This is a genomic window from Streptomyces sp. NRRL S-350 (assembly GCF_000719705.1).
Taxonomy (GTDB): domain Bacteria; phylum Actinomycetota; class Actinomycetes; order Streptomycetales; family Streptomycetaceae; genus Kitasatospora.
This window is the reverse complement of the sequence record NZ_JOHO01000023.1, coordinates 75,425-100,272: the sequence shown is the minus strand read 5'-3', so window position 1 is coordinate 100,272 and position 24,848 is coordinate 75,425. Positions and strand designations below refer to the sequence as shown.

Annotated in this window: 25 protein-coding genes; 14 read left to right on the top strand and 11 right to left on the bottom strand. The window is 73.6% G+C overall.

Going from position 1 to position 24,848, the window contains the following annotated elements:
* Positions 1–77: 77 nt before the first annotated feature.
* Positions 78–530, top strand: a complete 453-nt coding sequence (locus IF30_RS0121770; RefSeq protein WP_030240991.1) for a GatB/YqeY domain-containing protein — start codon at positions 78–80, stop codon at positions 528–530.
* 280 nt (positions 531–810) lie between these two features.
* Here the strand turns inward: IF30_RS0121770 and IF30_RS0121765 are convergent, their stop codons facing one another.
* Positions 811–3,153: a transglycosylase domain-containing protein gene (locus IF30_RS0121765; protein ID WP_078891571.1), complete on the bottom strand. Its 2,343-nt coding sequence runs from the start codon at positions 3,151–3,153 to the stop codon at positions 811–813.
* 424 nt (positions 3,154–3,577) lie between these two features.
* On the opposite strand from IF30_RS0121765, the gene IF30_RS0121760 reads away from it, so the two are divergent.
* Positions 3,578–3,901, top strand: a complete 324-nt coding sequence (locus IF30_RS0121760) for a WhiB family transcriptional regulator (protein WP_030240986.1) — start codon at positions 3,578–3,580, stop codon at positions 3,899–3,901.
* A 177-nt stretch (positions 3,902–4,078) separates the two neighbouring features.
* On the opposite strand, the gene IF30_RS0121755 is transcribed toward IF30_RS0121760, so the two are convergent.
* Both IF30_RS0121755 and IF30_RS0121750 read right to left on the bottom strand, forming a co-directional pair.
* Entirely contained in the window at positions 4,079–5,314 is a 1,236-nt protein-coding gene (locus tag IF30_RS0121755) for an ArsA family ATPase (RefSeq protein WP_030240983.1), read from the bottom strand.
* A complete protein-coding gene (locus tag IF30_RS0121750) occupies positions 5,311–6,384 on the bottom strand; it encodes an ArsA-related P-loop ATPase (protein ID WP_051710772.1) in 1,074 nt (357 codons plus the stop codon). The genes IF30_RS0121755 and IF30_RS0121750 overlap by 4 nt, the downstream gene beginning before the upstream one ends.
* A 212-nt stretch (positions 6,385–6,596) precedes the next feature.
* On the opposite strand from IF30_RS0121750, the gene IF30_RS48015 reads away from it, so the two are divergent.
* From IF30_RS48015 to IF30_RS0121725, 5 genes are all read left to right on the top strand, one after another.
* Positions 6,597–6,755, top strand: a complete 159-nt coding sequence (locus tag IF30_RS48015) for a DUF4177 domain-containing protein (RefSeq protein ID WP_158835332.1) — start codon at positions 6,597–6,599, stop codon at positions 6,753–6,755.
* Positions 6,752–7,219: a RidA family protein gene (locus IF30_RS0121740; protein WP_030240978.1), complete on the top strand. Its 468-nt coding sequence runs from the start codon at positions 6,752–6,754 to the stop codon at positions 7,217–7,219. The genes IF30_RS48015 and IF30_RS0121740 overlap by 4 nt, the downstream gene beginning before the upstream one ends.
* A 100-nt stretch (positions 7,220–7,319) precedes the next feature.
* Positions 7,320–8,219 (top strand): NUDIX hydrolase, encoded by a 900-nt coding sequence (locus IF30_RS0121735; protein WP_199807905.1) that lies wholly within the window; start codon positions 7,320–7,322, stop codon positions 8,217–8,219.
* A 147-nt stretch (positions 8,220–8,366) separates the two neighbouring features.
* The gene (locus tag IF30_RS48010) at positions 8,367–8,540 is read left to right on the top strand and encodes a hypothetical protein (protein WP_158835329.1); all 174 of its coding nucleotides are present in this window, start codon (positions 8,367–8,369) and stop codon (positions 8,538–8,540) included.
* A complete protein-coding gene (locus IF30_RS0121725) occupies positions 8,537–9,370 on the top strand; it encodes an MBL fold metallo-hydrolase (protein ID WP_030240974.1) in 834 nt (277 codons plus the stop codon). The genes IF30_RS48010 and IF30_RS0121725 overlap by 4 nt, the downstream gene beginning before the upstream one ends.
* Positions 9,371–9,557: 187 nt before the next feature.
* Here IF30_RS0121725 and IF30_RS0121720 read toward each other — a convergent pair whose 3' ends face one another.
* Both IF30_RS0121720 and IF30_RS0121715 read right to left on the bottom strand, forming a co-directional pair.
* Positions 9,558–10,232 (bottom strand): Crp/Fnr family transcriptional regulator, encoded by a 675-nt coding sequence (locus IF30_RS0121720; protein ID WP_030240972.1) that lies wholly within the window; start codon positions 10,230–10,232, stop codon positions 9,558–9,560.
* Between the two features lie 152 nt (positions 10,233–10,384).
* Positions 10,385–11,431: a winged helix-turn-helix domain-containing protein gene (locus IF30_RS0121715; RefSeq protein WP_063752729.1), complete on the bottom strand. Its 1,047-nt coding sequence runs from the start codon at positions 11,429–11,431 to the stop codon at positions 10,385–10,387.
* Between the two features lie 112 nt (positions 11,432–11,543).
* On the opposite strand from IF30_RS0121715, the gene IF30_RS0121710 reads away from it, so the two are divergent.
* Complete coding sequence (locus tag IF30_RS0121710; RefSeq protein WP_030240968.1) at positions 11,544–12,368, top strand: isocitrate lyase/PEP mutase family protein; 825 nt, start codon at positions 11,544–11,546, stop codon at positions 12,366–12,368.
* 135 nt (positions 12,369–12,503) lie between these two features.
* Here IF30_RS0121710 and IF30_RS0121705 read toward each other — a convergent pair whose 3' ends face one another.
* Positions 12,504–13,139, bottom strand: coding sequence for an RraA family protein (locus IF30_RS0121705; protein WP_030240966.1), 636 nt, complete (start codon positions 13,137–13,139; stop codon positions 12,504–12,506).
* A gap of 163 nt (positions 13,140–13,302) precedes the next feature.
* Positions 13,303–14,091 (bottom strand): alpha/beta fold hydrolase, encoded by a 789-nt coding sequence (locus IF30_RS0121700; protein WP_030240964.1) that lies wholly within the window; start codon positions 14,089–14,091, stop codon positions 13,303–13,305.
* Between the two features lie 190 nt (positions 14,092–14,281).
* On the opposite strand from IF30_RS0121700, the gene IF30_RS0121695 reads away from it, so the two are divergent.
* The 6 genes from IF30_RS0121695 to IF30_RS0121670 all read left to right on the top strand — a co-directional run bounded on the left by IF30_RS0121695 (position 14,282) and on the right by IF30_RS0121670 (position 20,381).
* Positions 14,282–15,874: an FUSC family protein gene (locus IF30_RS0121695; RefSeq protein ID WP_030240962.1), complete on the top strand. Its 1,593-nt coding sequence runs from the start codon at positions 14,282–14,284 to the stop codon at positions 15,872–15,874.
* 41 nt (positions 15,875–15,915) lie between these two features.
* Positions 15,916–16,416 carry a MarR family winged helix-turn-helix transcriptional regulator gene (locus IF30_RS46885; protein WP_030240960.1) on the top strand — a complete coding sequence of 167 codons (501 nt, stop codon included), beginning with the start codon at positions 15,916–15,918 and terminating at the stop codon, positions 16,414–16,416.
* 247 nt (positions 16,417–16,663) lie between these two features.
* A complete protein-coding gene (nth, locus tag IF30_RS0121685; protein ID WP_063752727.1) occupies positions 16,664–17,533 on the top strand; it encodes an endonuclease III in 870 nt (289 codons plus the stop codon).
* Positions 17,530–18,264 carry an NUDIX hydrolase gene (locus IF30_RS0121680; RefSeq protein WP_051710768.1) on the top strand — a complete coding sequence of 245 codons (735 nt, stop codon included), beginning with the start codon at positions 17,530–17,532 and terminating at the stop codon, positions 18,262–18,264. Before nth ends, IF30_RS0121680 begins: the two co-directional genes overlap by 4 nt.
* A gap of 46 nt (positions 18,265–18,310) precedes the next feature.
* Positions 18,311–19,495, top strand: a complete 1,185-nt coding sequence (locus IF30_RS0121675) for a MarP family serine protease (RefSeq protein ID WP_030240955.1) — start codon at positions 18,311–18,313, stop codon at positions 19,493–19,495.
* Between the two features lie 187 nt (positions 19,496–19,682).
* Positions 19,683–20,381, top strand: a complete 699-nt coding sequence (locus IF30_RS0121670; RefSeq protein WP_030240954.1) for a metal-dependent hydrolase — start codon at positions 19,683–19,685, stop codon at positions 20,379–20,381.
* A 121-nt stretch (positions 20,382–20,502) separates the two neighbouring features.
* Here IF30_RS0121670 and IF30_RS46880 read toward each other — a convergent pair whose 3' ends face one another.
* The 4 genes from IF30_RS46880 to nhaA all read right to left on the bottom strand — a co-directional run bounded on the left by IF30_RS46880 (position 20,503) and on the right by nhaA (position 24,524).
* Positions 20,503–20,712: a hypothetical protein gene (locus IF30_RS46880; protein ID WP_158835326.1), complete on the bottom strand. Its 210-nt coding sequence runs from the start codon at positions 20,710–20,712 to the stop codon at positions 20,503–20,505.
* A gap of 174 nt (positions 20,713–20,886) precedes the next feature.
* The gene (locus tag IF30_RS0121660; protein WP_234322791.1) at positions 20,887–22,026 is read right to left on the bottom strand and encodes an alpha/beta fold hydrolase; all 1,140 of its coding nucleotides are present in this window, start codon (positions 22,024–22,026) and stop codon (positions 20,887–20,889) included.
* A gap of 247 nt (positions 22,027–22,273) precedes the next feature.
* Entirely contained in the window at positions 22,274–22,750 is a 477-nt protein-coding gene (locus tag IF30_RS0121655; RefSeq protein WP_030240951.1) for a phage holin family protein, read from the bottom strand.
* A gap of 271 nt (positions 22,751–23,021) precedes the next feature.
* Positions 23,022–24,524 carry a Na+/H+ antiporter NhaA gene (gene nhaA, locus IF30_RS0121650; protein WP_234322790.1) on the bottom strand — a complete coding sequence of 501 codons (1,503 nt, stop codon included), beginning with the start codon at positions 24,522–24,524 and terminating at the stop codon, positions 23,022–23,024.
* Positions 24,525–24,848: the final 324 nt, after the last annotated feature.

Sequence of the window (24,848 nt, the reverse complement as noted above, 5' to 3'; positions counted from 1 at the left end):
TCGCCTGGACCGACCGCAGTGGATGCCCGGTGGAAACCTGGTTGAGACCGCCTACAGCCGAAGGATAGGAAGAGGAAATGACAAAGCTCAAGGAGCAGCTGCAGGAGGACCTCACGGCTGCCATCAGGGACCGGGACGAGCTGCGCGCGTCCACCATCCGGCTCACGCTTTCCGCCGTCACCAGCGAGGAGGTGGCGGGCAAGCAGAAGCGTGAGCTGTCCGACACCGACGTCCTGAAGGTGATCGGCCGCGAGGCGAAGAAGCGCCGGGAGGCGGCCGAGGCCTTCGACTCCGCGGGTCGTACCGACCAGGCGGCCCGGGAGCGGGCGGAGGGCGAGCTGCTCGCGACGTACCTGCCCAAGCAGCTCTCCGACGAGGAGCTGGCCGGGATCGTGGCGGCCGCGGTGGCCGAGAGCGGGGCGAGCGGCCCGCAGGCGATTGGCGCCGTGATGAAGCTGGTGAAGCCCCAGGTGGACGGACTGGCCGAGGGCGGCCGGGTTGCCGCCGCCGTGAAGGCCGCCCTGTCCTGAGCCGGGAGTGGCCCGCGGACACCCGCGGACACCCACGGCGGCTGCGGCCGGGCCGGAGCGGCCCGGTAGGGCCCGCTGACGGCCTTCCCGCCGCCGTCGGCCCGGCAGCACCCCCTGCACCCGGCACCTCCGCTGGCCAGGCACCTCCGCCGGCCCGGCACCCCCGGCACCCCCGGCGCCCCCGGCGCCCCCGCACCCCCCGCACCACGCCGAAGGGGCGTCCTCCGAACCGGAGGGCGCCCCTTCGTTCTGTTCCGCGGGCCGGGCCCGGGCGGCTGGGTCAGCCGTTGCCGTTGCCGCCGCCGTGCTTGCCGCCGTTCCCGGGGCCGCCGACGATGCCGGGCGGGAAGGTGAACCCGCCGCCGATCATTCCGCCGGCGTTGTTGTTCCCGCCGGGGTTGCCGGCCGGGGGCGGCGGGTTGCCGGCCGGCGGCTGGGGCTGGGCGTTCGGGTCGGCCGGCGGGGTGGCGCCGGCGGGGGGAGTGGCCGGCTGCGGGTCCGGGATGTTGGCGGTCTCGATCGGCTCCAGGGGCGTGCCCTTGAGCGCCTGGTTCATCGCCATCTGCCAGATCGGGCCGGGGCCGTCGGCGCCGAAGACCTCGTCGAAGTGCTTGCCGCCGATGTTGATGTTCTTCATCTTGACGCCGCCGGCGGGGCCGCCGAGCCAGACGGAGGTGGCCAGCGACGGGGTGTAGCCGCTGAACCAGGCGGCCTTCTTCTCGTCGGTGGTACCGGTCTTGCCGGCGATCTTGCGACCGTCGTCGAGGCCGAGCGCGGCCGCGGTGCCCTTCTCTGTCACGTTCAGCAGGACGGCGTTGAGCGAGTCTGCGGTCTGCTCGGAGAAGGCCTGGCTGCACTGGGACTGCGGGACGGGGATGTCCTTGCCGTCGACCGTGGAGATCTTGTTGATCGCGACGGGGGTGCAGTACTTGCCGCGTGCGGCGAAGGTCGCGTAGACGTTCGCCATGGTCAGCGGGGAGAGCTCCATGGTGCCCAGGACCATCGAGGGCACCTCCTTGAAGGGGTCGCCCTTCGCGGACTGGGTGATGCCCAGCTTGTTCGCCATCTGCTTCATCGCGCAGAGGCCGACCTGCTGCTCCATCTGCACGAAGTAGGTGTTGACCGACAGCGCCATGGCCTGCTTGAGCTGGTACGGACCGACCTCGCCGGCCGACTCGTTCTTCACCGTGGCCTTGCCCTCGCTGGGCGTCGGCACGTTCTTCCAGGTGCCCGAGCAGGTGGACATCTGCGGGTACTCGATCTTGTTCTCGGACGGGAACGCCTGGGTGTTCGACATGCCCGACTCGAGTGCGGCGGCGGCCAGGATCGGCTTGAAGGTCGAGCCGGTCTGGAAGCCGTTGCCGCCGCCCATCGCGGCGTCCACGTTGAGGTTGACGACGGTCTGGTTCTTGTTCGGGTCCAGGCCGTAGGGGCGGGTCTGGGCCATCGCCAGGATCTTGCCGGTGCCGGGTTCCATCATGGTCGCGGCCGCCGACACCGTGTCGGTCACGTTGACCTTCTTGGTGACGGCGTTCTGGGCCGCGGCCTGCTTGTCCGGGTCCAGCGTGGTGTAGATGTTCAGGCCGCCGGTGTCCCAGAGCTTCTTGCGTTCCTCGGCGCTCTTGCCGAAGGCCGGGTCCTGCTTGACCACGTGGCGGACGTAGTCGCAGAAGAAGCCCATGCCGGCCTGGGCGGTGATGCAGCCGTTCTGCGGGTCCTTGTACTTCAGGCCCAGCGGGGCGGCCTTGGCCTCCTTGGCCTGGTCCGCGGTGATGTGCTTGTTCTCGACCATCTTGTCGATCACGACGTTGCGGCGCTTGACCGTGTTCTCGGGGTAGCGCACCGGGTCGAAGGACGACGGGTTCTGCACCATGCCGGCCAGCGTGGCGGCCTCGGCGACGGTCAGGTCCTTGTTGCTCTTGCTGAAGTAGCGCTGGGAGGCCGCCTCGACCCCGTAGGCCTGGTGGCCGTAGAAGGTGATGTTGAGGTAGTTGGTGAGGATCTGGTCCTTGCTCAGGTCCTCCTCCAGCTTGATCGCGACCTTGAGCTCCTGGATCTTGCGGCCCAGGGTCTTGCGCTGGGCCTCCAGGACGGCCGCCTGGTCGTCGCCGGCCTTCTCGACGTTGACGTTCTTCACGTACTGCTGGGTCAGCGTGGAGGCGCCCTGGGAGGCGGTGCCGCTCTCGGCGTTCTTGCTGATCGCGCGCAGGACGCCCTTGAGGTCGACGGCACCGTGCTCGTAGAAGCGGGCGTCCTCGATGTCCACCTGGGCCTGTCGCATGAACGGCGACATCTGGTCGGCGGTGAGGACGGTGCGGTCGCGCTCGTAGACCTTGGCGATCAGGCCGCCCTTGGCGTCGAAGATCTGGGTGGCCTGGGTGAGCGGCGGCGTCTTGAAATCGTCGGGGATGTTCTCGAAGCTCTCCGCCGTGTCCTTGGCGGTCAGCCCGATGGCGCCGACCGCGGGCAGGGCGAGGCCTGCCAGCAGGACTCCGGAGAGCACGCTGACGCCCAGGAACTTCACGCCGTTGCCGACGTGCTCCAACGGTGATCCGCCGGTCCTGCCGCGCGGAGCTCCGGTGTTGCCTGGGGGCTGGGGGGCCTGGGGGCGCTTCGGTGCCATGAGGAGAACCCTACGTCCCGGAATCCCGCACATGGGGGCAGGTGTTCGCCTAGGCTTGTCACAAGCTTGCGACAGCTTCGGTGCGTCAACACCATTCACTCCAGTGGGTGGCGAGAGTTGCCCGAATTGCCCGTGGATGACCGGGTTTTGCGGGAGCGGGGGGCTGTCGTATCCGTGTGGATGGTTGCGCTGCGTGATGGTGCCTGTGGCGAGAGTGCATACTCCGTCGGTGGCAAGGTGTGCGACCTGCGATCACTCCAACGAGTGAGCTGACCGATACCCATAGTCCGATTGGGTCATTCGAGATTGAGCCCGAAGGGGCTGTTGCAAGCTGTCGTTCTTCCGTAACGTCCTCAACTGGCAACGGTGAACATGCCGTTGCCGCCGTGGGGGAGCCTCGAATACGGGAGAGGACGGCGCCGGGATGGGCTGGGTTGACGACTGGAGTGCGCAGGCCGCCTGCCGCACGAGTGATCCGGACGAACTGTTCGTCCAGGGGGCGGCGCAGAACCGCGCGAAGGCGGTGTGCAGCGGCTGCCCGGTCCGGACGGAGTGCCTCGCGGACGCCCTGGACAACCGGGTGGAGTTCGGGGTCTGGGGCGGGATGACGGAGCGCGAGCGCCGGGCGCTGCTGCGCCGCCGCCCGACGGTCATCTCGTGGCGGCGGCTGCTGGAGACGGCCCGCACCGAGTACGAGGAGTCCCTCGCGACCGGCGTGATACTGACGGACTACGCCCAGGCGGGCTGAGTCCGGTCGCACCGGCGTCCGGGTCGACCGGCACCGGGCGGGCGCGCCCCCACGCCGTCCCGTCCCGTCCGTGCCGAACCGTCCTGCCTGATGCCGCGACGCACGAGCGACGCCTCTTGCGCCGCCTCCTGTGCCGCCTCCGCGCCGTCCGTTGCGGCCCGGTGCGGCCGGTGCTGCCTACGCGGCCCCGCTGAGCCGGTCCCCGATGGCCCGCAGCCCGTCCAGGTCGTGCACGTCGCCCGGCAGCGCCGGGACCTCCGCGATCGGCACGTCCGGGTAGACCGAGACGAAGCGGTCGCGGGTGCGGCGCTCCCGCCCCATGATCTGCATCCGCTCGGCGTGCAGCCGCAGCAGCCCGGCGGCGAGCAGCTCCGCCTCGGGCGAGGAGTGCTCCGAGCCGTTCTCCTCCAGTGCCTCGGCCGCCGCCAGCGCCCGCTCCGCGGTGAGCTGCGGGGCGCCCGTGCCGTGCACCCGGTTGAGCACCAGCCCGGCCAGGGGCATCCGGTCGGCGGCGAGCCGGTCGACGAAGTACGCCGCCTCGCGCAGCGCGTCCCGCTCCGGCGCGGCCACCACCAGGAACGCCGTGCCGGGCGCCTTGAGCAGCTGGTACGTGCGGTCGGCCCGCTCGCGGAAGCCGCCGAACATGGAGTCCATCGCGCTGACGAAGGTCTGCACGTCGGTGAGCAGCTGGGCGCCGAAGATCTTGCCGAGGGTGCCGGTGAGCAGGCCCACCCCGGCGTTCAGGAAGCGCATCGCGCTGCGGCCGCCGACCTTGGCCGGGGCGGTCAGGATCCGGATCACCCGGCCGTCCAGGAAGGACCCGAGTCGGTTCGGAGCGTCCAGGAAGTCGAGTGCGGAGCGGGAGGGCGGGGTGTCCACGACGATCAGGTCCCACTCCTCGGCGGCGCGCAGCTGCCCGAGCTTCTCCATCGCCATGTACTCCTGCGTGCCCGCGAAGCCGGCCGACAGGGACTGGTAGAACGGGTTCTCCATGATCGCCTTGGCCCGTTCGGGTTCGGCGTGGGCCAGCACGACCTCGTCGAAGGTCCGCTTCATGTCCAGCATCATGGCCTGGAGCTCCCCGTCGCCGGTGACGTCCTTGACCACCCGGGGGGTGTTGTCGAGCTCGGTCAGGCCCATGGACTGGGCGAGCCGGCGGGCCGGATCGATCGTCAGGACCACGACCTTGCGGCCGCGTTCGGCGGCCCGCAGGCCGATCGCCGCAGCGGTGGTCGTCTTGCCGACGCCGCCGGAGCCGCAGCAGACGACGATCCTGGTCTTCGGGTCGTCGATCAGCTCGTCCACGGCGAGCCGCTTACCGGTGCTCCGTACGCCGCCGCTGCTCGGTCCCCTGCCGGTGCTCCGTACGCCGCCGCTGGCCGCCCCGCCAGTCCTCACGCCGTCCGTGGTCATGCCGCCCCCTGCCGCTTCAGTTCGCCCGCCAGTCGGTACAGCCCGCCGAGGTCCACGCCCTCGCCCAGCAGCGGCAGTTCGTACGTCGGCAGCCGCAGCTGCTGCAGGTCGGCGCGCTGCGCGCGCTCCAGCTCGACCCGCTCGGCGTGCTCCCTGGCCTGCTCAAGCAGCGGATCGAGCAGCGGCTCCACCGCGGCCCGGACCGTCTCCGGCTTGCGCGAGCGGCCCCCGAGCCCGGCTTCCCCGAGGGCGAGGGCGACCTCCTCGCGGTGGTTGCCGTCCACCGCGGTCACGGCCGCCGCGTCCAGCACCGGCGGTCGGACCATGTTGACGATCACCCCGCCCACCGGGAGCTTCGCCTGGCGCAGCTCCTCGATCCCGTCCACCGTCTCCTGCACCGGCATCTCCTCCAACAGGGTGACCAGGTGCACCGCGGTCTCCGGGGACTTCAGCACCCGCATCACGGCCTGTGCCTGGGTGTGTATCGGGCCGATCCGGGCCAGCCCGGCCACCTCGGCGTTGACGTTCAGGAACCTGGTGAGCCGTCCGGTCGGCGGGGCGTCCATCACCACCGCGTCGTAGCGGCGCCGCCCGTCCGGGTCCTTGCGCCGGGTCGCCTCGCAGGCCTTGCCGGTGAGCAGGACGTCCCGGACGCCGGGCGCGACGGTGGTGGCGAAGTCGACGAAGCCGACCTTCTGCAGCGCCTTGCCGGCCCGGCCGAGCTTGTAGAACATCTCCAGGTACTCCAGCAGCGCCTGCTCGGTGTCGATCGCCAGCGCGAAGACCTCGCCGGCGCCGGCCTCTCCGGCGGGCAGCCCCAACTGGGCGCGGGAGACCGAGGCGATCCGGCGCTCCTCGTACGGGAGGGCGGCGATCCCGAAGAGTTCGGCGATGCCCTGCCGGCCCTCGACCTCGATCAGCAGCACCCGTCCGCCGTCGGCGGCGAGCGCCAGCGCCAGCGCCGCGGCGAGCGTGGTCTTCCCGGTGCCGCCCTTGCCGCTGACCACGTGCAGTCGAACGCCCTCCCAGTCGGGGTCGCGCCGGTCCGCCTGGCCGGGGGTGCGTGCCACGCTCCGCCTCCGTCCGTCTCCGTCCTACGGGCGCCCCTCCTGTCGAGGGTGCGCCTCACCAGGGTGCCCTCTCGCGAGAGTAACCAGGGACCGCGCCGGATGCCCGGAGCACCGGGGGTTGCCAGGCCTGATCATGCCCTCTTTGTGCCCCACCTCACACGCCGGTCCGCGGACCGCGCGGATCGCCGCGGCGGCTCGTCTAGAGTCTGGCCATGACCAAGTGGGAATACATGACGGCGCCCCTGCTCGTGCACGCCACCAAGCAGATCCTGGACAACTTCGGCGAGGACGGCTGGGAGCTCGTCCAGGTCGTGCCCGGCCCGAACCCGGAGCAGCTGGTGGCCTACTTCAAGCGGGAGAAGAGCGCATGAGCCTCGTCGAGACGAAGCTCGCCGAGCTGGGCCTGACCCTGCCGCCGGTGGCCGCCCCGGTCGCCGCGTACGTGCCGGCCCTGCAGTCCGGCGAGTTCGTGTTCACCTCCGGCCAGCTCCCGGTGGTCGGCGGCAAGCTGCCGAGCACGGGCAAGGTCGGCGCCGAGGTGTCCCCGGAGGAGGCCAAGGAGCTCGCGCAGACCTGCGCGCTCAACGCCCTGGCCGCCGTGAAGTCCGTGATCGGCGACCTGGACCGGATCGAGCGGGTCGTCAAGGTCGTCGGCTTCGTCGCCTCCGCCCCCGACTTCACCGGCCAGCCGGCCGTCGTCAACGGGGCCAGCGAGTTGCTCGGCAAGGTGCTGGGCGCCGCCGGCGTGCACGCCCGCAGCGCCGTCGGCGTGGCGGTGCTGCCGCTGGACGCCCCGGTCGAGGTCGAGCTCCAGGTGCGCGTCAAGTCCGCCTGAGCGTGATCGCGGAGGCGGGGCCGGGCCTGTCCGGCCCCGCCTCCGCGCGCTAGGAAACCTGCCCTGTCCAACCGCGCCCCCGTGCGCTTAGCATCCGGGCATGGACCATCGAGCAACGACGCTCCCGATGCCGCCCGGCTGGCCCGCCCGGATCCGGGCGGTCGAATCCGGCGTGCTGACCCCGCCGGCGCCCAGGCCCGCCGCGACCGTCGTCCTGCTGCGCGACACCGCCGCCGGGCCGGAGGCCTACCTGCTGCGCCGACGCACCTCGATGGCCTTCGCCGCCGGGATGTACGCCTACCCGGGCGGCGGCGTCGACCCCCGGGACGCCGACGTCGAGCCGGGCTGGGCCGGACCGCCGCCCGAGGAGTGGGCGCGCCGGCTCGGCGTGGAAGAGCGGACGGCCCGGGCCGTGGTCTGCGCGGCGGTCCGCGAGACCTTCGAGGAGGCCGGCGTGCTGCTGGCCGGCCCGGACGAGCGGAGCGTCGCCGAGCCGCGCGACTGGTCCGCCGAGCGGGCCGCGCTGGAGGCCCACGAGCTGTCCTTCGCCGAGTTCCTCCGCGACCACGGCCTGGTGCTGCGCAGTGACCTGCTGGGCGGCTGGGCCCGCTGGATCACCCCGGAGTTCGAGGAGCGCCGGTACGACACCTGGTTCTTCGTGGCGGCCCTGCCGTCCGGCCAGCTCGCCGCCCTGGAGGTCGGCGAGGCCGACCGGGTCGCCTGGCTGAGCCCGGCCGCGGCGGTCCTGGGGTACGAGGAGGGCCGGTTCGGCATGCTGCCGCCGACCGTGACGGTGCTGCGCGAGCTGTCGCAGGTCAGGACCGCCGCGGAGGCGCTGGCCGTGGCCGCGGGCCGTTCGCTGCCGCCGGTCCTGGGCCGCGCGGAGGTCCGCGGCGACCGCATGACGGTGCGCTGGCCGGGGTACGACGAGCTGACCATCGACGGGGAGTTCCCGGAGGAACCGGGCCCCGGCCCATTCGCTGACCCACTCACCGCCTGACCGCGCCCGTCCGATCCGCTCACCGGTCGCCCGCCCGCCGACCGACCCCCACCGACTCACCCACCCACGGGCGACCGGCCCGCGGAAGTCCCACCACCGCAGAGACCCGTGGAAGTCCCACCACCGCAGAGAAAGGACCGACGCCCGATGACCCACAACGAGGTGGCTCGCCGGACGGCACCCGAGATGCCCGCCCGCCGCGTGATCCCCCGCACCCCGGCCTGTGACAGCCCGGTCCCGTTCGTCGAGGTGGCGCAGCGCGCCCTCGTACGGGCGCTGCCGCTGAGGGCCCTGCACCGTGACGGCGAGCGCGGCCGGTGAGCGGACTCCTGCCGGGCGACCCCGCCGCCGCCGTCGGCGGCGAGGCCACCCCTCGGGCGCTGTGCGTGCTGGCGCCGAACCCGTCGCCGATGACGCTGGACGGCACCAACACCTGGCTGCTCTCCGAGCCCGGCTCGGACCTCGCCGTGGTGGTCGACCCGGGACCGCTGCACGAAGGCCACCTGCGCCGGGTGATCGACTTCGCGGAGGAGCGGGGCAAGCGGATCGCGCTGACCCTGCTCACCCACGGCCACCCCGACCACTCGGAGGGTGCGGCCCGCTTCGCCGAGCTCACCCGCACCGAGGTGCGGGCCCTGGACCCGGCGCACCGGCTGGGCTCCGAGGGTCTGGTGGGCGGCCAGCGCCTGGACGTCGGCGGCCTGGACCTGCGGGTGGTGTCCACTCCCGGGCACACCTCGGACTCGCTGACCTTCCACCTGCCGGACGACGGCGCGATCCTCACCGGGGACACCGTGCTCGGCCGCGGCACCACGATGGTCGCGCACCCCGACGGCCGCCTGGGGGACTATCTGGACTCGCTGCGCAGACTGCACACGATGGCCTCCAAGCACGGCGTGCGGACCGTGCTGCCCGGCCACGGCCCGGTGCTCGCGGATGCGCTCGGCGCCGTCGACTACTACCTGGCCCACCGGGCCAACCGGCTCGCCCAGGTGGAGACGGCGGTCGAGGCGGGCTGCCGGACGGCCCACGAGGTGGTCGCGCGGGTCTACGCCGACGTGGACCGGTCGCTCTGGCCGGCCGCCGAGCTGTCCGTGCGGGCCCAGCTGGACTACCTGGAGGACCACGGGCTGATCCCGGGCCTCGACTGACCCGCCCGCACGCCGAAGGGGCCCCGCCCGCACGCCGGAGGGGCCCGCACCACGCCGGAGGGGCCCCGCCCGCATGCCGAAGGCACCCGCGCGCATGCCGAAGGGCCCGTCCGTACGGACGGGCCCTTCGGCATGGTGCGGGAGCTCGGGGCGCCGGCGCGAAAGCGGGCGCCGAGGCGAGCGGGCTTCAGCGCGAGCGCCGCGACAGCCGCTCGACGTCCATCAGGACCACCGCGCGCGCCTCCAGCTTCAGCCATCCGCGGCCGGCGAAGTCGGCGAGCGCCTTGTTGACCGTCTCGCGGGAGGCGCCGACCAGCTGGGCCAGCTCCTCCTGGGTGAGGTCGTGGGCGACGTGGATGCCCTCCTCGGACTGCACGCCGAAGCGGCGGGAGAGGTCCAGCAGGGCCTTGGCGACGCGGCCCGGCACGTCGGAGAAGACCAGGTCGGACATCACGTCGTTGGTCCGGCGCAGTCGGCGGGCGATGGCCCGCAGCAGTGCGATGGAGACTTCGGGGCGGGCGTGCAGCCAGGGCTGCAGGTCGCCGTGGCCCAGGCCGAGCAGCTTGACCTCGGTGAGCGCGCTGGCGGTGGCGGTGCGCGGGCCCGGGTCGAACAGCGACAGCTCGCCGATCATCTCGCTGGGGCCGAGGACGGCCAGCATGTTCTCGCGGCCGTCCGGCGAGGCGCGGTGCAGCTTGACCTTGCCCTCCGCGACGACGTACAGCCGGTCGCCGGGGTCGCCTTCGTGGAACAGCGACTCACCACGGGCGAGGGTGACCTCGGTCATGGAAGCGCGCAGCTCGCCGGCCTGTTCGTCGTCGAGTGCCGCGAAGAGTGCGGCGCGCCGCAGAACGTCGTCCACGTGCTTCCTCCTTCTCGGCCGTCCGGCGGGTAGGCCGTCCGGCGCAAGTTCCGTTCAGTGTTCTGCGTCACCAAGCATGGCGCATGTCGCTCCGATCATATGAGGAGGGGGTGTGCGGAGGTGTGCCGTGCGGGGCCATTCGTACCGGCGGGTCATCGGCCGGAGAGCCGGTCGGAAGGGTGAGGGGCGTCCTGCGCGCATGCCTGTCCGTCCTGGCCGAACAGGGAATCGCCCACCGCCGTACGGGCGTGGAGGACGGCGTGGCCCGCGCGGTGCGCGCTGGTCAGGCCCGCCGCGCGCAGGGCGGTGAGGTGCTGGGAGACCCCGGCCGGGGACAGCCCGGTGCGGTGGGCCAGTTCGGTCGTCGAGCCCGGGGAGTCCAGCTCGGACAGCAGCCGGGCGCGGGACCGGCCGAGGACGCCGGCCAGCGCCTCCGTCCGCCCCGCAGCCTCCGGCTGGCGCTCCCACAGGGCGGCCGTGCCGCGGGCCGGGTAGATCAGTTGCGGCGGGTCGGGTGGCAGCACCCGGGTGAGGACTCGGGGCCAGGCGAAGACCGAGGGCAGGAGCAGCAGCCCGGACCCGGCGTTCAGCCGGGTCACCGCGCAGTGCCGCTGCTCCAGCAGCAGCGCGGTGCCGTCCCAGCGGACGGTGTCGTGCAGCTCGCCCAGCATCCGCGCGGTGCCGTGCTCGGCGGCCTGCCGGGAGCGGTGGAAGACGTCGGCGGCGAGCAGGGCGCGGATCCGGGCCCAGTACGGGGCGAGGGCCAGTGCCCAGTACGCCTCGATGTCCGCGGCCAGTCGGGGCAGGTGCGCGGCCGGGTCACGGTGCAGCGGTGCCAGGGCGCCTGGCAGTCGGCCGCCGGCCTCGGCGGCCAGGATGTCGAGGTCGGCGCGGACCTGCCGGGCGCCGGTGGCAGTGATCGCGGCCAGCTCGTCGGTGAGCGTGGGGGAGAAGCCGGCCGGGGCGGGATTCAGGAAGTCCGGCAGGTGGCCGGTGGGCGGCACCAGCGCGGCCAGCCGTTCCATCGCCGGTCCGGCGGTGGCCAGCCGCTCGCGGACCTGGCCGGCCCAGCGCCGGTGCAGCGCGGAGACGGGGGAGCAGGCGACGGCGCGCAGGCTGGTCACCACCTCCTGCATCGGTGAGACGGCGAACCGGGTCAGCGCCAAGTCGCTTGCGGAGAAGTGCAGTTCGGTTCGCATGCAGGACCCCTCCGGGGAAGATTCAGCCTCAGCTTAATCACTGGTACCGGCGGGGGATCCCGACGCAGGATGCCTCCGTCCCCACCGATCCGTACGAAAGCCGGTGACACCCATGTCCACCCCCACCGAGACCCGCGCGCGGGCACTGCGGCTGCGCGAGCTGCTCGCGGGCGGCGTGCTCGTCCTGCCCAACGCCTGGGACGCGGGCAGCGCCGCCGTGATCGCCTCGGCGGGCGCGGAGGCGGTCGCCACCACCAGCGGCGGCGTCTCCTGGTCGCTCGGGCACGGCGACGGCCAGCGCCTCGACCGGGCGGCCGCGATCGAGGCGGCCCGCCGGATCGTGGCGGCGGTGGACCTGCCGGTCACCGTCGACGCCGAGGGCGGGTACGGGCCGCTGCCCGCCGACGTGGCCGCGACCGTGACGGGCCTGGTCGGGGTGGGCGCGGTCGGCGTCAACCTGGAGGACTCGACGGCCGTCGGCGGCCCGCTGTTCCCGGTGGCCGAACAGGCCGAGCGGCTGCGCGCGGCCCGGACGGCGGCGGCCGCGGCCGGGCTGCCCGAGCTGGTCGTCAACGCCCGCACCGACGTCTTCCTGTTCGGGCTGGGCGGTCTCGACGACGTGCTGGCGCGGGCCGAGGCCTACGCCGAGGCGGGCGCCGACGGCCTGTTCGTCCCCGGACTGCTGGACCTCGACGCCCTCGCCGAACTGTGCAAGCGCTCGGCACTGCCGGTGAACGCGATGGCCGCCCCGGGCGGGCCGACCGTCGCCGAACTCGCCGCCGCGGGGGTGCGGCGAGTCAGCCTCGGCACCGGCCTCGCCCAGCTCGCGTACACCGCGGCCCGCCGCGCCGCCGCCGAACTGCTCGGCGCCGGGACGCTGACGGAGCTCGACGGGGCGCTCGGCTTCGGCGAGCTGAACGGGCTGTACCGGGGTTGAGCGGGCGGCCCCGGGTCGAGCGGGCGGCCCCGGTGCTCAGCGGGCGGGAGCGGGGTTGAGCGGGCGGCCCCGGGTCGAGCGGGCGGCCCCGGGGTTGAGCGGGCGGTCCCGGGGCCGACCTCCCTGCGGGCCGGGTCAGTCCTGGAAGCCCAGCTCGGCGAGGCTCCGCTCGATCCGGGCCCGGTGCGCGGCCTCCCAGTCGTCCAGGGTCTCCGCGGCCTCCTTGGCCAGCTTCGCGCGGGCCGCCGCCAGCACCCGCTCCCGCTCGGCGGCGGGCACCACCACGACGCCCTCCTCGTCGGCCACCACGACGTCGCCGGGCGCCACCGCCACACCGCCGCAGCGCACTTCGGTGCCGTGCGCGCCCAGCGCCTCCTTCGCCCCGGGGATCGGGATCACCCCGCGGGCGACGACCGGGAAGCCCAGTTCCCGCACCTCGCCGAGGTCCCGGATCAGGCCGTCGGCGACGAACGCCGCCACACCCCGGCGCTGCGCCACGGCGCAGACGTTGCCGCCGGCCAGCGCGTAGTCCAGGTCGCCGGACTCCACCACGATCACCGAGCCGGGTTCGGCCCGGTAGATCGCCGCGTGCAGCATCAGGTTGTCGCCGGGCGGGCACCGCACGGTGAAGGCCGGGCCCGCCACCCGGGGCATCCCGGCCCAGAGCGGGCGCAGCCCGATGTCCATGACCCGGTCACGGCCCAGGATGTCGGCCAGGGTGGTGGTGGGGATGTCCTCGAACTCCGCGACGCCCTTGACGTCCTCGTCCATGCTTCCTCTTCCTCCGGTTTCCTCGGGCCGCCAACTCCTCGGGCCGTCGTTCCGTCGGACCGTCAGGTGCCTCGGGCCGCCGGGTTCCTCGGCCCGTCAAGCCACCGGAAGACTAGGACGCGGACGCGAACGGGTGTGCACGGGCTCCGGCTCCACCCCGTGCTCAGGCGTAGAACTTCACCAGCTCCGGCACCAGGACGTCGGCCGCCACGTCATGCGTCTGCTCGGCCAGCGTCCGGTACTCGGCGCCCGGCACGGCCGCCGCCACCGCCCGGGCCGGCGCCCGCAGCGACTCCGGGCTGGCGCCGCCGTCCAGCACCAGGGTGGGCACGGCGATCCGGGCCAGGACGTCGACCGGGACCTTCGCGCCGGTGCGCGCGCCCAGGGCCGCGGCGTCGTACGCCAGGGTCGGCGCGATCGCCTCCAACAGCGGCCACATCGGGGCGGAGCGCATCCCGTCCAGCATCTCGGCTGGCACCCCGACGAAGGTCATGAAGGCCGCGACGGCGTCCCCGCGCCGACCCTCGGCGATCGCGGCCTCCAACTCGTCGGCGTACTCGACGAAGCGGGCGCTCTGCTCCTCCTCGGTGCTGAACGGCGGCTCGTAGACGGCGAGCCGGGCGATGTCGACGCCCGCGGCGGCGGCCCGCAGGGCGAGCGCGGCGCCCGAGGAGATGCCGAAGACCACGGCCGAGCCGCCGGCCGCGGCGATGACGGCGGCCAGGTCCTCGATCTCGCGCTCCACGGCGAAGGGGGCGGTGTCGCCGCTGCCGCCGCGGCCGCGCCGGTCGTAGGCCCACACGGTGTGGTGGGCGGAGAGCTGCTCGGCGACGGCGATGCCCGGGTCGAAGGCGCGGTGGGTGGTCGCCCCGTCGACCAGGACGAGGGCCGGGCCGGAGCCGGTGACGGTGCAGGCGAGGGTGGTGCCGTCGGCGGAGACTGCGGTGCTCATGGGAGGTTCCTTAGCTCGTACGAGTCGGTCATGGGGGTAGACCGGCGTCCGCCGCGGAACTCATCGCTCTCCTCGAAGATTTCTTCGGGCGGCGTCCCACAGGCTCCCCGGGGAGCCCAGGAGCCCAGGAGCCCAGGGAGCCGACCGCCGGTATATGTTTCACGGGTAAATTACCTGCTAACCTTTTTCCATGCCCACCGCCGCCCACTTCCGCCAGGCACTCCGGGTCGGTCCCCCCGCAGACACCTGGCACAAACCCGCGCTCAGCGCCGTGGTCACCCTCGGCACCCTCGACCTCACCCTGCTCGCCCTGGGCCGGCTGGACCTCGCGCTCTACACCTCGGCCGGCGGCCTCGGCGCGCTCTACGGCCACGGCCTGCCCTATCGGGCCCGGGCCCGCACCCTGGCCGGCGTGCTGCTCGGCACCGTCCTCAGCACCGGCGCCGCCCTCACCGCCGCCGCGCTGACCCGCGACGCCGCCGTCCTGGTCGCCGTGGCGGCCGTGCTCGCCGCCCTGCACAAGCTGCTCTGCGACGCCGCCCGGATCGGCCCGCCCGGCGCCCTGATCATCACCTTCACCAGCGCAGCCTGCGCCTTCGTCCCGCAGCGCCCCGCCGAAGTGCCGCCGCACCTGGCGCTCGCCGTGCTCGGCGCCGCGCTGGCCTGGCTGGTCTGCCTGGCCCCCGCGCTGCCGCGCCCCTACGGCCCCGAACGGATCGCCACCGCCCGCGCCCTGGAGGCCGCCGCCCGGCTGCTGCGCCCAGAGGGCCCGCCGGACCCCGCCGCCCGTACCGCCCTGATCGGTGCGGTCGCCGCGGCGTGGCAGAGCCTCGCGCTCTCCTCCCCGGCCCGGCGGCGCGCCCTCGGCGACGCGCCCGAGCGGCTGCTGGTCCGTGCGGAGTCGGCGCTCGCCACGCCCGCCGACCGGGCCGCCGCCGACCGGTTCGCCGCGTGGGCCCGCGACCTGCGCCGGGGCCGTCCACTTCCGCTGCCCGACCTCACCGGGCCGGAGGACGCCGAACTGCGCGCCCACCGCCCCGGCCCCCGGCCCCGGCTGCGCGACGCGCTGCGGCCCGGCTCCACGCTGCTGCCGATCGCCCTGCGGGTCGCGGTCGGCTGCGCCGCCGCCGGGTGGCTCTCCCTGGCGTTCGGCGTCGGCCGTCCGTACTGGGCGGTGGTCACCGCGGCCTCGGTGTTCCAGGCCAACAGCACGCTCTCCTGGCAGCGCGCACTGCAGCGGGTCCTGGGCAACCTGCTCGGCCTGGCGGTCTTCACCGCCGTCCTGCCGATCGCGCACTCCGGCCCGGTCGCGCTGATCGTGGCCGGGCTGCTGTGCCAGTTCGGCGCGGAGGCGACGATCGCCCGCAGCTACTGGCTGGCGACCGTCTTCGTGACCCCGCTGGCGCTGCTGATGACCGAGTTCCCCGGTCTGCAGCCCGCCCGGGCCCTGGTCACCGACCGCTGGCTGGACACCTGCGTCGGCGCGCTGACCGGCCTCGCCGCCTGCCTGCTCGTGACCAACCGCCGCACCGCCACCCGGCTCACCCGTGCCCTGGCCGGAGCCGAGGCCGCCGCGGACGAAGCCCGGACGGCCACCGCCGGCGCCGAGGCCGCCGCGGCCCGCTCCCGCCTCGCCGCCGCCCTGCTGGAACTGCGCGAGGCCGCCGACACCGCCACCGGCGAGTGGCGCCGCCCCACCCTCCCGCACCAGCGGACCGCCGACACCGAGCGGCACGCGCACCACCAACTGGCGGCCCTGCTGGAGCGGCGCGGGGCCGTCTAGGATCGGACGGACCGCAGGCCGCAGAACCGGGAGCAGCACACGTGGAGGACGTCGTCGCAGGTGTGCTGCGCCAGTGGGAACGCGCCTACCCGGGCCTGGACACCGGCCCGATCGCCGTCCTCGGCCGGATCAACCGCTGCGCCGCGCTTCTCCAGCAGACCCCCGACCCGCTCACCCGGGCCGGCCTCACCCGCGCCGAGTTCGACATCCTCGGCGCCCTGCGCCGCGTCGACCGCGAACTGACCCCCACCCAGCTCGCCCGTGAGAGCTTCGCCTCCGGCGCCGCCGTCACCAAGCGGTTGCGGCTGCTGGAGGACCGCGGCCTGGTCAGCCGCCGCCCGGACGACCGTGACCGCAGGGTCGCCCACCTCGCACTCACCGACGCGGGCCGGAAGCTGGTGGACGGCCTGGTCCAGGAGCTCGTCGCCCACGACCGCGCCCTGCTCTCCGGCCTCACCCCTGACGAGCAGGAACGTCTCGCCGAGTCCCTCGCGGGCCTGCTCAACACCCTCGAGGGCACCGTCGGCCGCACCCTGGGCTGATCACCCCGGATCTGCCCGGCTCGTGCGCACGCCCGTGCGCACGCCCGTGCGCACGCCCGTGCGCACGCCCGTGGGCACGTCTGTGGGCATGCCCGGGGGTACGCCGGTGGGCATGCCCGGGGATCATCGACGCCCCCTGCCAGGCAAACCGTCGCACGGCCCCTCCACCGGGCAACAGGCCCTGGCCAAGCCCGATTCCGCGCTTGATCGCCCCCGGGCGGTGGCCCGATCGGCGTAGCCTTCGTGCATGGCAGAGAGCAAGGTCCGGAAAGCGGCGGCGCCGAAGGCCACGCCGGTTGTGAAGCCGAGGAAGCCCGAGTCGCACCTGGCGATGGTGCGGCGGGCGCGGAAGATCAACCGTGAGCTGGCGGAGCTGTATCCGTACGCGCATCCGGAGCTGGACTTCGAGAACCCCTTCCAACTGCTGGTGGCCACCGTGCTGTCGGCGCAGACGACGGATCTGCGGGTCAACCAGACGACCCCCGCGCTGTTCGCGAAGTACCCGACGCCCGAGGACATGGCGGCGGCGAACCCGGAGGAGCTGGAGGAGATCATCCGCCCGACCGGCTTCTTCCGGAACAAGGCGAAGTCGCTGATCGGCCTCTCGGTCGCGCTGCGCGACGGGTTCGGCGGCGAGGTCCCGGGCCGCCTGGCCGACCTGGTGACCCTGCCGGGCGTCGGCCGCAAGACCGCCAACGTCGTCCTCGGCAATGCTTTCGGTGTTCCGGGCATCACCGTCGACACGCACTTCGGCCGGCTGGCCCGTCGGTTCGGCTGGACCGCCGAGGAGGACCCGGTGAAGATCGAGGCGGCCGTCGCCGAGATCTTCCCGAAGTCGGAGTGGACGATGCTTTCGCACCGGGTGGTCTTCCACGGCCGCCGGATCTGCCACTCCCAGAAGCCCGCCTGCGGCGCCTGCCCGATCGCGCCGCTCTGCCCGTCCTACGGCGAGGGCGTGACGGATCCGGAGCGGGCGCGCAAGCTGCTCAAGTACGAGATGGGCGGCCGGCCCGGGCAACGGCTGAAGCCCCCGGCGGACTACCCCGGCGAGGCGGCGGCCCGCGCGGACGCCGCCGCCCACGACGGGCAGGTCGCGGACCTGGCGGTGGGCGAATGACCGCGCGCGGGATCGAGCGGGACGGCCTGCCCGGCTGGCTGGAGCCGGTCAGGGAAGCGGCCGAGCGGGTCCTGCCGGAGCAGCTGAGCCGCTTCCTGCCGCCGACCGGGGGCGGCCGGGCGGCGGCGGTGCTGATGCTGTTCGGCGAGGGCCCGGAGGGGCCGGACCTGCTGCTGATCGAGCGGGCCCGATCGCTGCGTTCGCACGCCGGCCAGCCGTCCTTCCCGGGCGGCGCGCTGGACCCGGAGGACGGCGATCCGGACGGCCCGGGCCCGATCGCGGCGGCGCTGCGCGAGGCCTGGGAGGAGACCGGCCTGGACCCGGCCGGGGTGCAGGTGTTCGCGGAGCTGCCTCGGCTGTACATCCCGGTGAGCCGCTTCGTGGTGACCCCGGTGCTCGGCTGGTGGCGCGTGGAGTCGCCGGTGCACCCGGTGGACCAGGGCGAGACGGGCGCGGTGTTCCGGGTGCCGGTCGCCGACCTGACCGACCCGGCGAACCGGGTGCGGCTGCGTCACCCGTCCGGGCACATCGGCCCGGCCTTCGCGGTCGCCGGGCGGCTGGTCTGGGGCTTCACCGCCGGGGTGATCGACCGGGTGCTGCACCACAGCGGCCTGGAGCTGCCGTGGGATCCGTCCCGGGTCGTCGACCTCTCGGACGACGCCCTGGCGCTGGTCCAGGGAGACCTCGAACACTCCCGCGCGCTCCCGGGCGGCGACGCCGCCGGCTTGTGACCGGCCGTCCGCACAGCCGGTCCGCGGGCCGTGGGAGGGTGTCGGAGTGAACGTCCTGGATGTGCTGCTGATCGCCGCTGCCGTGGGATTCGCCGTGTCGGGCTACCGGCAGGGCTTCGTGGTCGGTGTCCTGTCGCTGGTCGGCTTCCTCGGCGGCGGTCTGCTGGCCGTCGAGCTGCTGCCGTTGCTGCTCGACCACCTGAGCCCCGGCACCACGGCCTCGGTGGTGGCCGTCGTGGTGGTGATCGTCCTGGCGGCGATCGGCCAGGCGGTCACCGCGCACTTCGGCTGGAAGCTGCGCGGCCACATCGACCGCCGCCCGGCGCGGGTGCTGGACGCGTCCGGCGGCGCGGTGGTGAACGTCGTCTCGATGCTGCTGGTGGCCTGGCTGATCGGCTCGGCGCTGGCCGGGGCCTCGCTCCCGACGGTCTCCAAGCAGGTCCGCTCCTCGGCGATCCTCGGCGGGGTGCAGAACGCGCTGCCCGGCGACGCCCCGAACTGGTTCTCGGACTTCTCCAAGGTGCTCGCCCGCAACGGCTTCCCGCAGGTCTTCAACCCCTTCGAGCACGAGCCGATCACCCAGGTCGACACCCCGGACCCGGCCCTGGCCGCCAGCCCGGCGGTGGCGCGGGCCAAGCAGAGCCTGGTCAAGGTGGTCGGCACCGCGCCCTCCTGCGGCAAGACCCTGGAGGGCAGCGGCTTCGTCTTCGCCCCGCACCGGGTGATGACCAACGCCCACGTGGTCGGCGGGGTCAGCGAGCCGACCGTGCAGATCGGCGGCCTCGGCCAGTTGTACGACGCCACGGTGGTCCGCTACGACTGGCAGCGCGACATCGCCGTCCTGGACGTGCCCAAGCTGAACGCGCCCGCGCTGACCTTCGCGGGCGAGGCGAAGACCAACGACAGCGCGATCGTGGCCGGCTTCCCGGAGAACGGCGCCTTCAACGTCCAGCCCGCCCGCATCCGGGGCCGGATCCAGGCCAACGGACCGGACATCTACCACCGCGGCCAGGTGGTGCGCGACGTCTACTCGGTGCGCTCGGTGGTCCGCCAGGGCAACAGCGGCGGCCCGCTGCTCACCCCGGACGGCCAGGTGTACGGCGTGGTGTTCGCCAAGTCCCTGGACAGCGGCGACACCGGGTACGTGCTGACCGCGGCCGAGGTGCGCGAGGACGCCCAGCAGGGCAGCACCGCGGCGGCCCGGGTGGACACCCAGGGCTGCGCGCTCTGACCTGGCGGGGCTGCCGGGGTCTGCCAGGGGGCGGCGCTGCCGCCGGCCCGGGCCGGGGCGCGCCGACCTGGGAGTTCCGATGTCCGTCGAACCGTCAGCCCTCCCTGGTAGCCTCAGCCGCGCTCACCCGTTCGGCTCAACCGGGCGCCGTCCCGGCGTGGGCCTGACGGGAGGTCGTGGCAGTCCGATGATGGGTCATTCGCACGCGGTGAGCGGGGCGATGCTGTACGCGGCGTCGGCCCCCTTCCTGCCCCCGCTGCTGCTGCACACCACGCTGCAGCCGGCGGACATACTGATGGGCACGGTGCTGTGCGCGGGTGCGGCCCTGCTGCCGGACCTCGACCACCACGACGGCTCGATCGCCAACTTCCTCGGCCCGATCTCCAAGGCGCTCTGCCGCTTCGTGGCCTGGGCCTCCGGCGGTCACCGGCACGCCACCCACTCGCTGCTGTTCGTCGCCCTGATGGGCGGCGGCACCTGGGCGGGCGTCACCTACCTGGGCCGCAACTTCACGCTCGTGCTGACGTTCTTCCTGCTGGCGCTCGCGGTCCGCGCGCTGCGGCTCTGCCCGCCGAGCAACGGCCCGGAGGCGTGGATCACCGTGATCGGCCTGGCCGCGCTCGGCACGTTCGGGATGAACACCTGGATGCCCAACTCGCCCGGGTGGCTGCCGTACGCGGTGGCGCTGGGCACACTGGCGCACCTGCTGGGGGACTGCCTGACGAAGAAGGGTGCGCCGCTGCTCTGGCCGCACAAGGAGCGCTACGAGATCGTGCTGATCAAGCGCAGCGGCAACAGCGTCGAGACCAAGGTGCTGGTGCCGATCATGTCGGTGGCGACCTTCGTCCTGCTCTGGTTCACCGCGCTGGCGCCGATCACGAACTGACACGAACTGGGCGGGGTGCCGGGGCGGCGCTCCGAGCGGTGTTCCGAGTGGTGTCCCTGGCGGTGTCCCGGGGGCCGTCGGCCGGCCGCCCGGAACCGCCGGACCGACGCGGCGCGGGGCCTCAGGTCTCGCGCCGCAGTCGTGCGCCCACCCAGCGGGCGCGCCGCCCGAGGATGTGCGGAATGCCGAGCTGTCGCCGCTCCGCGTGCTGGCGGGGGTCGAGGCTGTCGAAGCCGAGGTCGTCCGCCCGGTCGGGGCGGTGGGCGGAGCGCTGCGGGCTGTTCTGGCGTCGGCCGCGGGGGGCGGCGCCGCGATCGGGCATCCAACTCATACCGGTATGGATGCCCCTGAGCCGGTCGGGGTAATCGCCCGGGGTTGTCGAATGTGGCCTATGCGTTTGTCATATGAGGGAAATCCCAAGGGAGTTGGGCCCGTGGATCCACCCCCACCCCCGGGCCCCGACCCTCTCCGCCTCCTGCGCCTCGTCGCCCGCGGTAGCCGTCCGTCACTCCTTGTGGCGGCCGACCCAGTCCAGCAGCTCGGTCGTGAACTCCTCCGGTGCCTCCTCGTGCGGGAAGTGCCCGACGTCGGGCAGCAGCCGCCAGCGGTAGGGCGCCGCCACGTACTCGCCGCCGCCGAGCGCGGTGCGGGACAGCAGCACCGGGTCCGCCGCGCCCTGGACGTGCAGGGTCGGCGCGGTGATCGGCTTCTTCATCCGGCGGGCGAACTGGATGCCGTCCGGCCGGGCCAGCGACCGCAGCAGCCAGCGGTACGGCTCGATCGAGCAGTGCGCGGTGCTGGGGATCTGGATCGCCTGCCGATAGGCGTGCACCGCCGCCTCGTCCAGGCCGTTCGGGCCGGTCCAGGAAGTCAGGTAGCGGCCCACCAGCTCGGCGTCCTCGGCCACCAGACGGCGTTCCGGTATCCACGGCCGCTGGAAGCCCAGCACGTGCTCGAAGGCGGCGAACTGGCGGCGGTCGGTCAGCAGCGCCCGCCGCAGATCCCGCGGATGCGCGGCGGAGACCACCGTCAGGCTCTGGATCACGGACGGGCGCATCACCGCCGCCACCCAGGCCAGGGTGCCGCCCGAGGCGTGCCCGACCAGGTGCGCCCGGCGCTCACCGAGCGAGCGGATCACCCCGGTGATGTCCAGCGCGAGGTTGCCCGGGTCGTACCCGCGGGGGGTGCGGTCGCTGCCGCCGATGCCCCGCAGGTCCAGCGCCACCGCGCGGTAGCCCGCCTCGGCGAGCGCGGTCAGCTGGTGGCGCCACGCCCACCAGTACTCGGGCCAGCCGTGCACCAGCAGTACCAGCGGGCCCGAGCCCAGCTCGGCGATGTGGAAGCGGGCGCCGTTGGCCGCGAGGTCGCGGTGCGTCCACGGGCCCGCCTGCCGGATGTTCCACGGCTCCCCGTCCGGGTCCGGCGCCGCTGCTGCCGCTGCGGCGTCGGAGCCCGCCTCGGCCGGCTGCCGGCGGGGTGCCAGGCCGGCGCCCTCCGCGGCGATGCCGGGGCCGGCGTCCGGACCGGAGCCGGGGCACGCCCCGGGACCGGTCTCGGGGCCGGAGTCGGGACCGGTGTCGGGACCGGTGTCGGGACCGGAATCGGCGGACGGCTGCCCGGGCACGGGCTTCTGGTCAAGCGGCATACCGAGAGCGTGTCACATCCGCGCACCCGACACGTGCCCGCACTCACTGTCGGCGGGTCAACGCGCCCCGACGGGACGCACCCCGTTGACGGGTTCCGGAGTCGGTCCGAGGTCGGGACCGAGAACGGTCCCGACGACGGCTTCGTTGCCGGCCGCCCTGACGACCGTGCTGCCGGCCGCGCTGCCGGCCGCGCTGACGGCCGCGTTGACGACCGTGCTGACGACAGCGTCGCCGGGCCGGGTCCGCTTACGGGATGCGGCCCAGGGCGCGGTCGATCTCCTCCTTGGTGGCCGGTCGCGGCCGGGCGTTCTTCAGCACGTCGGCGGTCTTCTGGGCGCCCTCGATGGTGCGGTGGGGCGGCTCGATCTTCTTGAACGAGCGGAACGCCAGCAGCCCGAGCACCGCCGCGAGCACCAGGTAGGCGCCGGCCACGATGAGGAAGGACCAGCCCAGCGACAGGCCCAGCGCGTGGATGCCGAACGCCGCCGCGGCGCTCAGCATCGGGATGGAGAAGAGCGCCACGACGCCGGCGACCGTCAGCGAGACACCGCCGGAGACGCCGCGCTTGACGTCCGCCCGGATCTCGGCCTTGGCGAGCGCGATCTCGTCGTGGACCAGCGCGGACAGGTCGGCGGTGGCCGCCGCGAACAGCTGCCCCACCGAACGCTCGCCCTCGTAGGGCGCCCGGCCGTTGCTGAACGGGTCTGCGGCTCCTGCGGGCATCAGCGGTTCTCCTCTGCGGCTGTGCGGCGTGACGCCGCCGCGGATGTGCGGTTCCGGGGCCGTGGGGGTTCCGGAGGCGTCAGTGGATTGTCGACAGCTCAGATCATGCCCCTACCCGTCAGTCGGACACCACTCCGGGGCCCCGCCGGAGGGACGTGTCCCGGCTCGGGACGGCCCCGGGTTCATGAACGGCGCGTGCCCGCAGCACTCGAAGCTCCGTTGCGGGACCAGCCCGAGGCACCGTCAGCCGGTCGCCCCGGGCTGCCTGGCGTCACCGGGGCTTACCGGGATTACCGAGGTTGCCGGGGTTACCGGAATGACCGGAACGTCCGGTGCCACCGGGACGTCCGGTGCCACCGGAAGGTCCGGCGTCACCGGAATGTCCGGTGCCATCGGAGCGGCCGGCGTCACCGGAGGCCTCGTCGGCCGGCGGCCGGGACGCTTCGGCGATCCTGGCCCGCCAGGCCGGGTCGTCCTGCTGGTAGACGTCGGGGATCCCGTCCCCGTCCAGGTCCCGGTCCTCCTCCTCGCAGAGCTCGCGGTAGTGCCGGTTGCGCAGCTTCAGCAGCAGCGTGGCGAGCGTGGCGCAGATCAGCGAGCCGACCAGGACGGCGGTCTTGGCGAGGTCGGCGAGCGCCGGGTCGTCGGGGAAGGCCAGCTCGCCGATGAGCAGCGAGACGGTGAAGCCGATGCCCGCGAGGACCGACACGGCGACCATGTCGGCCCATTTGAGCTGCGGGTTCAGCTCCGCCCGGGTGAACCGGGCGGTCAGCCAGGTACCGCCGAATATGCCCACCGACTTGCCGACGACCAGACCGATCACGATGCCGATGGGCGCGGCCTGGGTGAACACGTCGCGCAGCGCCGGGCCGGAGACGACCACCCCGGCGGAGAACAGTGCGAACACCGGGACGGCCAGACCGGCCGAGAGCGGGCGCACCAGGTGCTCGATGTGCTCGCCGGGGGAGTGCTGCTCGTCGCCCTCCCGGTGGCAGCGGAGCATCAGGCCCATCGCGACTCCCGCGACGGTGGCGTGGATGCCGCTCTCGTGCATCAGCGCCCAGGTGACCACGGCCAGCGGCACGAACAGGTACCAGCCGTGGACCCCGCGCCGGTGCAGGAACCAGAACAGCACCAGCCCGGCGAAGGCCAGCCCGAGCGCCCAGAACTTGATGCCGGAGCTGTAGAAGATCGCGATGATCAGGATGGCGATCAGGTCGTCGACGACGGCCAGGGTCAGCAGGAAGGCGCGCAGTGCCGAGGGCAGGTGGCTGCCGACCACGGCCAGCACGCCGAGTGCGAAGGCGATGTCGGTGGCGGTCGGGATCGCCCAGCCGCCGGGGTGCCCGCCGCTGCCGGAGTTCACCAGGGCGAACAGGATGGCCGGCAGTGCGACCCCGCAGACGGCGGCGACGACGGGTAGCGCCGCGGCGCTCGGGGTGCGCAGCTCGCCGGCGACGAACTCGCGCTTGAGCTCGATCCCGGCGACGAAGAAGAAGACCGTCAGTAGGCCGTCCTGGGCCCAGGTGGCCAGGGAGAGGTCGAGGTGCAGCGGGGCGGAGGGGCCGACGGTGTAGTCGAGCATGCTCTCGTACGCGTGGGGCCAGACGTTGGCCCAGACCAGCGCGACCACGGCGGCGATCAGCAGCAGGATGCCGCCGACCGTCTCGGTGCGCAGGGCGTCGGTGATGAAGGTGCGTTCGGGCAGTGACAGCCGGCCGAGGAACTGCCGGCGGCGGGTCGTCGGCTCGTGGACGGGCGGCTGGTCGGTCACGAGGGACCTCCTCAGGGGCTGGGAGCGGCAACGGATGCACGGGTGGTGCAGTTGCCGACCAGACTTCCCGGCGCGCCCAGTGACGCCCGGATTCCTGCCAGAGGCCCTTGATGCGTCCTTAGCAGTGTAACGGGACGATCAAGGGGCATTCGGATTGTCCTGTTGTCCTGCTTAACGGACGGAAGCCCTCCGGGCCACTCCTGCACCCCGGAGGAGCAGCAGCCCGGATTCCGGATGGTGCCGACCACCCCCACCCGGGTGAACCCGTTCCCGGTCCCGGCTGCAGACAGCTGTGCCCCGGACGGTGAGCACCGTCCGGGGCAC